At 46.2% G+C, this 12,267-nt stretch carries 9 protein-coding genes and 1 tRNA gene; 3 read left to right on the top strand and 7 right to left on the bottom strand.

What is annotated here, in order from left to right:
- Positions 1-10: 10 nt before the first annotated feature.
- The 4 genes from HGH90_RS23600 to HGH90_RS23585 all read right to left on the bottom strand — a co-directional run bounded on the left by HGH90_RS23600 (position 11) and on the right by HGH90_RS23585 (position 7,096).
- Positions 11-1,501: a SusD/RagB family nutrient-binding outer membrane lipoprotein gene (locus HGH90_RS23600; RefSeq protein WP_169192022.1), complete on the bottom strand. Its 1,491-nt coding sequence runs from the start codon at positions 1,499-1,501 to the stop codon at positions 11-13.
- 18 nt (positions 1,502-1,519) lie between these two features.
- On the bottom strand, positions 1,520-4,738 hold the full coding sequence (locus HGH90_RS23595) for a SusC/RagA family TonB-linked outer membrane protein (protein WP_169192021.1): 3,219 nt from the start codon (positions 4,736-4,738) through the stop codon (positions 1,520-1,522).
- Between the two features lie 414 nt (positions 4,739-5,152).
- Complete coding sequence (locus HGH90_RS23590; RefSeq protein ID WP_168765863.1) at positions 5,153-6,238, bottom strand: glycoside hydrolase family 43 protein; 1,086 nt, start codon at positions 6,236-6,238, stop codon at positions 5,153-5,155.
- 90 nt (positions 6,239-6,328) lie between these two features.
- Positions 6,329-7,096: a response regulator transcription factor gene (locus HGH90_RS23585; protein WP_169192020.1), complete on the bottom strand. Its 768-nt coding sequence runs from the start codon at positions 7,094-7,096 to the stop codon at positions 6,329-6,331.
- Between the two features lie 147 nt (positions 7,097-7,243).
- On the opposite strand from HGH90_RS23585, the gene HGH90_RS23580 reads away from it, so the two are divergent.
- Entirely contained in the window at positions 7,244-7,903 is a 660-nt protein-coding gene (locus HGH90_RS23580) for a DUF1349 domain-containing protein (RefSeq protein ID WP_168765865.1), read from the top strand.
- Between the two features lie 136 nt (positions 7,904-8,039).
- Here the strand turns inward: HGH90_RS23580 and HGH90_RS23575 are convergent.
- A tRNA-Gln gene (locus HGH90_RS23575) sits at positions 8,040-8,110 on the bottom strand.
- 66 nt (positions 8,111-8,176) lie between these two features.
- A complete protein-coding gene (locus HGH90_RS23570; RefSeq protein WP_168765866.1) occupies positions 8,177-8,659 on the bottom strand; it encodes a DUF4126 family protein in 483 nt (160 codons plus the stop codon).
- A 223-nt stretch (positions 8,660-8,882) separates the two neighbouring features.
- Here HGH90_RS23570 and HGH90_RS23565 point away from each other — a divergent pair, with 223 nt between their 5' ends.
- Entirely contained in the window at positions 8,883-9,215 is a 333-nt protein-coding gene (locus HGH90_RS23565; protein WP_168765867.1) for a DUF4870 domain-containing protein, read from the top strand.
- Between the two features lie 40 nt (positions 9,216-9,255).
- Here HGH90_RS23565 and HGH90_RS23560 read toward each other — a convergent pair whose 3' ends face one another.
- Positions 9,256-11,190 carry a hypothetical protein gene (locus HGH90_RS23560; protein WP_169192019.1) on the bottom strand — a complete coding sequence of 645 codons (1,935 nt, stop codon included), beginning with the start codon at positions 11,188-11,190 and terminating at the stop codon, positions 9,256-9,258.
- 422 nt (positions 11,191-11,612) lie between these two features.
- Between HGH90_RS23560 and HGH90_RS23555 the strand changes: the two genes are divergently transcribed.
- Complete coding sequence (locus tag HGH90_RS23555; protein ID WP_168765869.1) at positions 11,613-12,266, top strand: FadR/GntR family transcriptional regulator; 654 nt, start codon at positions 11,613-11,615, stop codon at positions 12,264-12,266.
- The last annotated feature ends 1 nt before the right edge of the window (position 12,267 follow it).

Below are 12,267 nucleotides of genomic sequence, written 5' to 3'. Positions count from 1 at the left end.
GGCTATTAGATTATTTGTCCCACCAAAGTGCCGGTGTCTGATAACCAGAGCCCGCGGGTGTATGAATATTCAGGGATACTTCATTCTGTGGATAAGGAATCCTGCGGGGAATCTTGCCTTCCGGGTTAGCCACGCTGGTAGCATTTTTAGCCAATGGCAACGCCGGAAAACCGGTACGGCGGTAATCGCTCCAGGCTTCCGGTTGCAGGAACAGGGCAATATATTTCTGCGTAATGAGCGTATTAAGGTCGGCGGACTCTCCCTTTAGGGTAGTCTTTGCCGTTATATAAGCCAGCTGCTTCTCCGGTGTGGCATAGGGATCGGCGCTATTGCTAATCACCTTGGCGAATGACGCCTTAATAGCTGCTTCCAGCGACGCTTTCACCAGGGGATCAGCCGGGTTAATCCGCCATCGTGCTTCCGCTTCCAGGAATTTGGCTTCCACAAAGCTGGTAAGAATAACCGGGCTGGTGGCAGTTCCATAATAGCTGCCAATAACAGAGAAAGCGCCAGATACACCTGGTGCACTCCCCCTGTAAGTGGCGCTGCCTACGGGATAAGGCGTAGCAAAATAGGCACGGCGCGGATCTACCAGCGGTCCTTCCGGCTTGGCAGGATCATCTGTTACGGCGTTGCCATTAAGCAGGTTCACAAAAGAAGCGCCCAATCCAATCCAGCCCGGGCGGTTACTGTTCTGTTGATAAAATGGATTGGCGTTGGTGGTAGAGGCGCCAAATACCACCTGGGCATCAGCAGAATTATCAGCTATCCCCCGATACCTGCTGCCATCATATAAGGCAGCCAACACCTGTTGCGCAGCACCGGTACTGTTTATTTTTGAGAGATGGATAGCATACCGGGCTTTCAATGTATATGCGAACGATTTCCAGCGGTCTGTGTTTCCACCGAAGATAACATCATCTGAAGCCGGTAAAGCACCTTTGTTGGTGGCTGCCGGCACCGCTAATTCCAACAACGCTGAATCTAGTTGTGCCTGCAAATCTTTATAGATATCTTCCTGTTTATCATAGGCGGGGTTGGTAATATTATTCCCGTATAGAGATTCCTTATAAGGGATATCTCCAAAAAGATCGGTCAGCGTACCGTAACTGTAAACACTCAGTATCCGTGCAATACCGCTGTAGTAAGGTAATTGCTGTTGCGCGGCGGCGGTTTTCACAATCTTCAGTTCATCCAGTACATCCCCATAAAATCCTTTCCAGGTACTGTTGAAATACTGGCTGGAAGTAGTATAGTTATCGAATGAGGCGGCGTCTCCATTAGCACCGGATGCCTGCTGTATGTATATGTTGGCAATAAGCCCCGCGTTCACACCCACATTGAATCCCAGGGCTACCTCCGCCCCGGTCAATACAGCACTGATAGATACGTCTGTAGATGCATTGGGGTTTACATTAGTTTCCTGCAGGGAGCAAGCTACCGGCAATGTGATGATGCCAGCGCCAACGAGTATACGGTTTAAATATTGATAGACTTTCATACTAATAGATTGAGGTGGTTAAAAAGAAACGTTCAGCGCAATACCATAGCTCTTGGTATTGGGGGTAGTCCAGAAATCAATACCGGCGGCATTCGACAAACCATTACGACTACCCAGGTCGGGATCGCTACCGGTATAGTTAGTGCCGAGCAGGAAGTTCCTGGCGGTAAGCGTTACACTGGCAGCCTGTATATGCGCCGGCTTTAAAAGATGCTGCGGTAAGGCATAGGTGAAGTTGACGTCTTTCAGTTTTACCCAATACAGGTCGTGTTCTACATAGAGCCCCTGTATGTTGAAAGTATTGCGGTACCAGGCCTGCGACAACACCGCAGGGATGGTATTGGGCTCGCCTTTGGAGGCGGTTACGCCTTCAAAAACTGTTTGAGAACCTCTGTTGACTGTAGAAGCATCTACGCCATTAAATACCATCTGCAAGTGTGGGGCATTAAAAATATCGAAGCCGAAACGGCCATCCAGCAGGAAAGAGAAAGTAAAAGCACCATACCGGAACTCGTTGCGCAACCCCACGTTGAAGTCGGGATTGGGATCGCCAATTTTAGTAAATGCGGTATTTACCAGCGGATATCCATAGTTGGCACTGGCAGGGTTATCATCAATTACCGGTTTACCTGCTGCATTGCGTTTTACGTCAATGCCATAAAATACGCCATAAGGCTGTCCTGCCTGTCCACGGGCTTCCATCCATATACCGCCCAGGCTCACACTGGAAATATTGTCGGTGATATAATTAACGCGACTGATATTCTTATTGAACAAAGCGGTAGCGGTCCAGTTAAAATTCCGGCTGTTGATAATCCGTTGCTGTAAAGTGGCCTCGAGCCCCCGGTTCACAATATTGCCGGCGTTGGTAAGCGTATAGGCGGCACCGGTAGAATAAGGCAGGGTAACCGGGATAATCTGGTCTTTACTGCTGTTGTGATAGTATACTACTTCCAGCTGTGTTCTGTCGCGAAAAAAATGCAGGTCCAGCCCTGTTTCCCAGGTGCTGATGCGTTCCGGCTTCAGGTTGGGATTACCGATGGTCGTGCTGTAACTCAAGCCCTGCTTACCATTGAAGGGAAAGCTGATAGCGCTTTGTATCCATCCGCTGCTGGTGGTAGGCACGTAATAGGTTTCCAGTGAGTAGGGATCGGCATCGTTACCCACCTGCGCATAGGTAGCGCGTATCTTTCCAAAGTTCAGGAAGCTGCTGCTCCAATGCAGCGCATCTGTAAAAACGAAGCTAGCACTGGTGCTGGGATAAAAGAAAGCATTCTTTCCTTTAGCGAGCGTAGAGGTCCATTCATTCCTACCGGTTAACTCCAGGTACAGCCAGCGTTTAAAATCCAGCTTCAGATCGGCATAGCCGGCCACCAGTTTTTTACGGATAGTCTGGTTAAAGGTTTGGGTAGCAGCTGCATTGGAAATATTGAAATTCCCCGGGATTGTTAATCCATCGCCGCGTGTATTTACCTGGTTTCTCCAGGAATTATAGTAGTTATAACCCGCTACTGCCGTTAGTTGCAGGTCTTTACTCAATTTCTTTTCTGCAATCAGCAATACATCCAGGTTATTATCTCTCCGGGCGTAATTCACATCATTGACAGTACCTGTAGACACGCCGGAAGTTCCCCGGCTGAAGGCGCCTTTACGCACGTCGGTATAGTTATCAATGCCATACCGCACCGTACCTTTCAACCAGCTGGTGATATCAAGATTGGCTTCGGCGAAGGTGATAAAGCGGTTCACTTCATCCGATTGCGGGTTCATATTCAGCGACCAATAAGGGTTATCCCACCCAATGCCATTGGCGTAAGAGCGGCTGTCGCCCCAGGGCTTTGCCGTGGTTGGCGGCAGCTTATAAGACTCCGGATGTTTCCAGGCATCGGAGTAGCCATTGGTAATATCGAAGTTGGATGGCGTGTTCATCAATGCCCGCATTACATTGGTATTAAAGCCTCCCATGAGTGCGCGGTTATCTGCGCCATCTTTGATATAATTAACGCCACCGGAAAGTTTCAGCCGGTTACTCACATTATAGTCGCCGTTAAACCGGAATGTTTGACGATAGAAATCTGTAGTGGGAATGATACCGGTTTGTTTTAGATTACCGTAAGAAAAATAATATCCTGCATTTCCCGTATTACCGTAGAAGCTGATATTATGGTCATTCGTATAGCCGTTTACGAAAAAGTTGTCGATGTTATCGTACCTGTTCAAAGGGATGCCGTTGGACGCAGGATCACTTTTACCGACAATGGTACCATGCTTGTCGAAGTTGCTGGGAATATTGCTGTAGGTAAGGGTATCCAGCAAAGCGCCCCAATTTTCATCGGAGCCGGTGGTGCCGGGTTTAACATACTGCCCACCGATGCCGTTGGAGAAATTGGTTTGGCGTGGTTGTAAACGGCGGTTGATTTTATCTACCGTAAAGGAGCCACTGTAGCTTACGCCGAAAGTTTTATCGGTTAGTGAACTGCCTCTTTTGGTGTTGATCACCACGGCGCCATTTGCCGCCCTGATGCCGTACAAGGCAGCGGCAGCAGGCCCTTTTAATACCGTTACACTGGCAATATCAGCGCTGTTGATATCAATAGCCCGGTTGGATGGAGTAGCCAGCGACACACTATTGGAAATAGGAAGGATATCCTGGATGGAGTTATCCACCGGGATACCATCAACAATAAACAGTGGTGCATTACTTCCCAGCAGGGAGCTGTTGCCCCTTATTTTTATGGTAGATGAGCCACCTGGAGAACCACCAGAATTATTGATCTGCACGCCGGCCACTTTTCCGCTAAGCGCCGCTACCACATTAGGCTCCCGGCTGTCTTTCAGAGCAGCGCCCTTTAGTTCGCCCACGCTGTATCCCAGCGAACGGGTAGCGCTTTTAATGCCCACTGCGGTAACAACCACCTCTGACAGCGACTGTTGCTGCTCCAGTTTAATGACCTGGTGCAGATTGTCTTTGGTAACCACAATTTCCTGCGGCTGATAACCAATAAAAGTGACCAGCAGTGTTTGTGGCAACTGGGTAATACTAAGCTCATAATTACCCGTGGCATCAGCGAGGGTGCCTGCTTTCCCGTTTTTCACGCGAATAGAGGCGCCAGGCAAAGCTTCTTCTGTTTTATGATCGATCACTTTTCCTTTAAGAATAACGGGCGCCTGCGCCATTATAATTCCTGGTAGTAACAGGAATGCGTACAACATTATTTGTCGTAAATATTTCAACATAAAAAATTAATTATTAATGGAGAGATATGGGCAAAACAGGTCCAGACAACGGCATAAGCCGTCATTTAAATAATCTCGGAAATACCTGGAAAGTGTTTAACAGCAGCAACAACAACAGCTGCCAACAGACAGTAACCTGCCAGTATACAGTGCCTTCTTCCTATTGTTGTTCAATAGCTGATTCATGGTTGAAAATGTTTAAAAAATAGTGATCCGGGTTACTTCAGAGAAGTAACATTTGTTGATAAATTATTTGCTCGCTTTGTGTGGTGGGACAAAGACTTTTTGCCGGGATACCGGCGTCTGGTGGTGGTAAATTTCTATTAGTCTACTAAAACTGTAGACAAATATACAAAGGCTTTTCAAAAACGCAAATCTTTGCGCAAAAATTTTGGGTTAACAAACTGCTTGTACTTACCTTCCATGGTAAGCGCTGATAGTTTGTATTGTTCCATCTTCACGATACACCAGCGGCGCTACTTTCACATTGCGCAAATGTGTTTTCCCGGATAGCTGTGTATCATGATAGAACAAATACCATTTCCCGTTCACATCAATAATAGAATGGTGATTGGTCCATCCTTTAACAGGATTCAATACGATACCTTTATAGGTAAAGGGTCCATAAGGGTTATCGCCAATGGCATAAACAATATTATGTGTATCACCTGTTGAATAGGAAAAATAGTATTTGCCCTTGTACTTGTGCATCCAGGCGGCCTCAAAAAAGCGCTTGTCGTTATCTTTCTCCTTAAACAAATTTCCGGCGCTATCCAGTATTTTAATTTCTCTTACTGCTTCAGAAAAATGTTTCATATCCTTATCCAGCTTTGCCATACGCGGCAAAATAGCAGGCTCGTTCCCCTGGCGCAACCTGGCTGTAGAATCATATACATTATTATTCCAGCGTTGCAGCTGTCCTCCCCATATACCGCCAAAATACAGGTAATAAGATCCATCATCATCCTTAAATACACAAGGATCGATGCTGTAACTGCCTGCTATAGGCATTCTTTCTGCTACAAAGGGCCCTTCCGGCTTCTGTGCAGTAGCCACTCCTATCCTAAAAATGTCTTGCTTATCTTTTACGGGGAAATACAAATAGTAGGTGCCATTGGCAAAAGCGGCATCTGGCGCCCACAGCTGCCGGCCTGCCCAGGGAATATCCCGGATGTGCAGCGCCACACCATGATCAGTAACTTTGCCGCCAACGCTATCCATAGAAAACACATGAAAATCCATCATGTTAAAATGATCCCCATTGTCATTCTCCGGCGTGCCAGTGGCTGTATCGTGCGAAGGATACAGGTATATGCGTCCTTCGAACAGGTGAGCAGATGGATCGGCAGTATATATCGAAGTAATCAGCGGTGGCGAAAGAAATGTGGTGGAATCTTTTAGCTCTGTAGCCTTGCCGGCATCAGGTGATTGACAACTTTCGCCGGTGACCGCCGTCATTGCAGTCAGCAGCAGCAAACTATATTGAATAGCCTGTTTCATAATACGTGGAATGTTTTATATGTCAATATATAAAATTATTATATACAAAACCTAATATGATGGCTTATTTTCAATATATACAAGTGCCGATTAGATCAGCCCCATAATTTCAGCAATGCTGCAAGCCTCCAAGGAGTTGGATACTTTCAATTTTTCGAGAATATTCTGGCGATGCCGGTGTACGGTATTGATACTGATAGATAATTTTCCGGCGATTTCTTTACTGCTTCTCCCATTTTTGATGAGCCGCAATATCTCCTTCTCGCGATGCGACAGTAAGTCGTTACATTGCTCCTTATCGGGTGTGATGAGTTGGCCGGTACGCGTGTTAACAATCATCCCCTGGTATCGTTCTATGCTTCCAGGAAGATAACAATGGTTATATAAACAAAGGGCCAGCCATATACTGCCATTGCCCGCACTTAAAATATAAAAAATACGGTGTTGTACCGCCACATACTGCTCTTCCCTGTTCTTCATCCGGATAGTACTCTGTACCTGGTAGTCTCCACGCTCCACCACTGGTACAGACTTTAGCAGCTGAAAGAAGTGTAACTCCAGGGCATACTTTTGCAGCAGGTCGTCGGGATGAATGCGGCCAAATATATCTTCTTCCCAGATTGACTTGATTTCCGTTACATTGCTGGTGGCAGGGAGCCCCAGACCAGCTGCAATGCCTCCATTATAGATGTAGCTGGTATTGGCTCTCAGGTCGCTCAATACACTGATGGCATTTTCCAGTTTTGCATACATCTGCGCTATAAACCGGCCAGTGGCCAGTTGCAGCTCCGGCTGCTGCTCATCATTGAAAGTTTGCCTGAGCAGCGTATCATTTAAGGCGGTATGAATATTATCCATATATGTCAAAATGGTTATTATTCACCATTGGGCGTTACCTGGTAACATTTTAGTTTTGCAAAGGTAGCCAACCGTCCCGGTTAACCGGGATATTTTCTGCTGCATACCAGGACACAGCGTCCTTTCATTAATATTATGATCATCGATATGAAGAAAATTATTGTCAGCTTAGTGGCGCTCATGGCCATGCAATCGCTTGCTGCCCAGCGCCTTGAAAAAATGCAATGGTTCAATGAACCTGCAAAATGGGAGATAAAGGACAAATCGCTCACCATGTTTGTTACGCCCCAAACCGATTACTGGCGTATCTCTCACTATGGATTTACGGTAGACGATGCTCCTTTTTACTATGGCACCTATGGCGGAGAATTTGAGGCCAAAGTGAAGATTACGGGGGATTATAAAGCGCGGTTCGACCAAATGGGATTAATGATCAGAACAGATGAGCAAAACTATATCAAAACAGGAGTAGAATTTGTAGATGGGAAATTCAATATCAGCTCCGTTGTTACGCATACGGTAAGCGACTGGAGCGTTACCCCGCTCGATAAAACCCCTCCTTTTATCTGGATAAAGGCGGTACGAAGATTAGATGCGGTAGAAATTTATTATTCCCTGGATGATAAGAATTATATCATGACCCGCAATGCGCCCCTGAAAGACAACCACCCCGTAATGGTAGGACTGATGGCTGCATCGCCGGACGGGCAAGGATTTGAAGCGAAATTTGAAAGCTTCACCGTAAAGCATCTACCGGATCAACGCCGGTTGAACTGGTTGAAAAATAATACAGCCCCTGAGAAATAATAGCCCGGAAAATAAGACCCGCAGCCGGCTGGCAGTAGCGGGTTCTTTTGATTTAAAGCACTTCATCGGCTACTCAGTCATTTTCCAAAATAAGAAAGGACAAAGCGAAAGCACTTTCACTTTGTCCTTTTTATTGTTGCCCAACCTGGATTCGAACCAAGACAAACAGAACCAAAATCTGTCGTACTACCATTATACTATTAGGCATTGTTTAACGGGATGCAAATGTAGTTTTTTTCTGAAATAAAACAACATTTGTGAAAATAAATTTCACTACTTCCTGATAGACGCGGCTGCAATACCCACAGCCATGGCGTCCTCCACGCCTCCCAAGGCGGCATCTTTTATAGGCAACCGTCTACCTGTTTCACGGCGTAGATAGAAAAATGCATACGCCGCGACAACGGCCGTAACCCCGCCTATCAAGGCGCCTTTCCATGCTTTTCCATTTCGCGCCTGGTATAACGTAGCACCCGACAAAGCGCCGGCAAGCGCCCGGCCGGCTATACCGGGAGCGGCTATACGATTTCCAACACCCGGCGCTTTATCTATTACCAGCTCTCCCGCTGCCATTGTTTGCAGGTAATGCAGTGTAGCAGGATGCTGCATGAAGCGTAAAGGCGACCTGCGTAACTTGTCTGATGGTTGCTGGTTAACAAAATAACTGGTAAATGCAGGACCCATTGCACTGCGCATCCCGGTCACTATTCCTAAACCAATAGCCCGGAAAAAGGTAGGTAGTAATGCTTTCTTCATAACAACAGCGTATCAATCATTATGCCACCGGTGTTATTAAATAATATAATAAAAATTAACTTGTAAAAATTTTTTAATCAACTAATTAAAATTAATGTAGCTTTTTTGTAGTGTTAATTCCTCGTGATTGTAGATATCATGTAGTAGCTACTTTTTCCCATTTGCCACACCCTCCTTTTACTTTTGCGCTAAATCATTCTTAACAAAAAAAACCTCAACAGCTATGAAAACAAATCAATGGGCAATGATTGCTTACATCACAATTATAGGATGGATTATTGCATTTGTAAAAAGTAAGGAAGAAAGAAGTGCACTGGTGAGCTATCACCTGGAACAAGCCCTGGGATTGGCTATCGCAAGTATCGTATGGTCTATTGCTGTAGGTATTGTTATCGCTGTTCTACCGGCTGCCCTGTCTGGTGTACTCGCAATTGCCGGCTTCCTGCCAATTATCTTCATGATTTTTGGCATTATCAACGCCAATAACGGTGTACAAAAACCTATACCGGTGATCGGAAAAATGTTTGAGAACAAATTTGCTTTTTTACAAGCCTGATGACACGGGGACGCGGGTTCACTGCGTCCCCGTATCATTATTAACTGGCCACCGTCATCAGGTAGGAATCAAGCCCCTCATCTTTCCCTAGCCCCAGTTTTTGCTTAATCCGGTAGCGCGACATCAGGATACTCTTCGGCGCCACTCCCATCCTGGAAGAAATTTCTTTTGTAGACAGTCCCATAGAAATATAGGAGCAGTGTTTCAAATCCAGCCTGGTAAGGGAATTCCCTGCCTTCTCCTGAAGACGGGTAAAAAACTCAGGGTGAATATTTTCCAACTCCGTTTTAGACGTTTCAAAATCCTCATCCAAACGCCGGTCCTGGTCTATCATACGGCTGATCTGCCCAATCAGGTTACGGTCGCCCGACTTTTCCTGGAGCTTTGCCTGCAGCGTTTGCAGCAATTCATTTTTTTGCTCTACCTGTAACGTGCCTGCCAACAGGTCTTTCTGCAACTGCTCCTTCTGGGCCTGCATCAACTGCTGTTCTGCCTGTAAACGGGCAGCAGCCTCGCTTTGCAGCTGTGCCTGCAGTGCCGCCTCTTGTTTTTCCAGTTCCAGTGTTTTCGCCTCTTCTTCCTTCAGGCGAACCTGTAATATCGCATCCTGCTTTTCCTTCTCCAGTAATGCCTGCTGTTGAATGGTTGATTTTAAGCGGAAGTGATAAGAGCGGAAAAGGAAGAGCAACGCCAATATACAGGCAACAATTAATATCACATATGCAATATTCAGCTTTTTGTTAAAAGCGGCCTTTTCCTGTAAGGATATTAGTTCCTGCTCCTTTTGTTGCGCCTGGTACTGGGCTTCCAGCTTTTTGGCGATGCCCATTTTTTCGGCATCGAAAGCGGCCGCATAATACTTGCTGTGCTCCCGCTCGTAGTTGAGCGCCGCCGGCAGATCTCCTTTCTTTTCTGCCACCTCAGACAGGGAACTCATAAAGTGCGCCATTAGGTTATTATCTGGTGTGGGCGATTGTTGTAAGGTATGTAACCCGCTTAACAAAAGGCCGGCCGCCGCATCGTAATGCCCGTCGGCCAGTTCGAAACTGCTCTGCATCCCATAACTGCTGGCAATGATCTCCTGCTGGTCGGTTGCTACGCCTATCTCCTTGGCTATTCTTAAATAGTGTTGGGCAGAGTCGCGGTAACTGCGGGGAAAATACTCCGCATACAAATTAGCCGTATTTAATGCCAATATACCTAAAGTACTCGGAAAGCTGATCCTGTTCTTATTTTCCAGGTAGTATTGAATGGCCAGCCGGTTATAATACAGGGAAGAATCCAGCAGGTTACGTGCGCTGCTATCACCGGCAAAACGGTGCTCATAGCTGGTGGCAATAGCCTGGTAAGCATTGCAGATATCATCGGGATCAGGAAAACGTTTGGCCGCATCAAGACTCGCAAAAGCGTACCGCGACTGGTTTTCGAGATCGTCCCAATCCCCGTATACTGCCGAAAGATTATAGTAGATGCTATTAGCATAGCTGTTGGGCGGTTGTTTTTCTCCAAATTTCAAGGCCTGCTGGAAACTCTTCACCGCCTCATGCGGTTTGCCAATGCGGTTTTCCAGCCAACCTTTCCTATACCACACATTTTCCAGGGTATAAGGGTCGCCCGATTGTTCGGCCAGCATAAAAGCGCTGTCTAATTGTAGTCTTACCCGCTTTACATCTTCCTGGCCATACATTAATGATACCAGGGAGGAATGTGATTGTGCGGCATACTTACTATCCTTCAGGGAACGGCTCATGGATAACGCCACCTGGGCATTAGCAAGCGCTTCCTTTCGATTGGTGCTCAATAAAGCGCGACTCAGTTTCAATCTTGTCAGCACCTGTTCTTCAGGTGTAAGTCCCGGCTGGGCCAGCACCCGCTTCAGCGAGTCCACTACCGTTTGGGCCGACAAATTAACTGTATAGAGCAGGCTAATGATGGTACATAAAAAAACTACCAGGCCTTTTTGGATATGGTTCATTCCGCAAAAATACTATTTGTAGATGTTTTGTAGATATAAAAAATGGTACAGTGTAGTTACGTTGTAGAGGCCCTAAATGCCTGAAATCCGCCACCCGCATGTATTTTTGCATCAGAGTTCATTTATAGAAAGGATCATATGGAAAAATTGAAAAACCTGCATCCTGGGGTCTGAACTTACTATTACGTATATACGGCCTTTCGTCCCTTTGTTAGTTGTCCCAATTCTTCTTATAGAAAAAAAGTAAAGGGTGTATCCAAACAGGTACACCCTTTTATATTTGTTTCCCATCCATATATCTCTAAAACATATAGCCATCCCAGTGACATCTTTCCCTTTTTTGTTTTTTTTCCATTTTTTCAAAATTAAACATCTGATGTTTAAATAAACATCATATCTTTACAAGTGTAAAATTGACTAATATGGAACAAGCCTCCAAATTATCGGACCGGGTCATTAACGCCATCCAAAAAGATATTTCCCAGGGAAAATACAAGCCAGGTCAGAAAATACCGGCTGAGCCCGAATTAATGGTACAATATGCGGTAGGCCGCTCTACCATCCGGGAAGCCATCAAAACCCTGGCCATGTCAGGCATACTCCGGGTACAACAGGGCGCCGGCACCTTTATCAATGAATCCGTTCAGACAGAATCGTTGGATCAGCGCCTCAGGCGGGCCGACTTCGAAGAAATTAACCAGGTAAGGCGTATGTTGGACTATGAAATCGTAAAACTGGCAGCGGAAAATCATACACCGGACGATCTACACGAAATGCGGCTACAGCTAGACCAACGCAAAAAAGCCATCCTCGAACAACAGTATCAGTCCTGCATGGAAGCCGACATCGCTTTTCATATGGCTATTGCCAAAGCATCGGGCAACCACGTGCTGGCAGATCTATACCGCAGCTTCACCAGCGTGATCCGCGATTTCTTCGCTAAACGGGATACCCAGAGTATCAGTCACTTCGCCATCAGTCACCATACCCATGAAGCGCTTTACAAGGCCATCAAAAGTGGAAACGCCAAATTATCCCGCCAGGCGATGGAAGATATCCTGGACAATAACTATTAAC

This window comes from Chitinophaga sp. Ak27 (assembly GCF_012726295.1).
Classification (GTDB): domain Bacteria; phylum Bacteroidota; class Bacteroidia; order Chitinophagales; family Chitinophagaceae; genus Chitinophaga.
The sequence above is the reverse complement of the archived record's forward strand: the minus strand, read 5'-3'. Positions and strand labels throughout refer to the sequence as shown.

Bases quoted from the DNA above. Each gene is read 5' to 3' on its own strand.
- HGH90_RS23600 (WP_169192022.1), bottom strand. From the start codon at position 1,501: ATGAAAGTCTATCAATATTTAAACCGTATACTCGTTGGCGCTGGCATC.
- HGH90_RS23595 (WP_169192021.1), bottom strand. From the start codon at position 4,738: ATGTTGAAATATTTACGACAAATAATGTTGTACGCATTCCTGTTACTA.
- HGH90_RS23590 (WP_168765863.1), bottom strand. From the start codon at position 6,238: ATGAAACAGGCTATTCAATATAGTTTGCTGCTGCTGACTGCAATGACG.
- HGH90_RS23585 (WP_169192020.1), bottom strand. From the start codon at position 7,096: ATGGATAATATTCATACCGCCTTAAATGATACGCTGCTCAGGCAAACT.
- HGH90_RS23580 (WP_168765865.1), top strand. From the start codon at position 7,244: ATGAAGAAAATTATTGTCAGCTTAGTGGCGCTCATGGCCATGCAATCG.
- HGH90_RS23570 (WP_168765866.1), bottom strand. From the start codon at position 8,659: ATGAAGAAAGCATTACTACCTACCTTTTTCCGGGCTATTGGTTTAGGA.
- HGH90_RS23565 (WP_168765867.1), top strand. From the start codon at position 8,883: ATGAAAACAAATCAATGGGCAATGATTGCTTACATCACAATTATAGGA.
- HGH90_RS23560 (WP_169192019.1), bottom strand. From the start codon at position 11,190: ATGAACCATATCCAAAAAGGCCTGGTAGTTTTTTTATGTACCATCATT.
- HGH90_RS23555 (WP_168765869.1), top strand. From the start codon at position 11,613: ATGGAACAAGCCTCCAAATTATCGGACCGGGTCATTAACGCCATCCAA.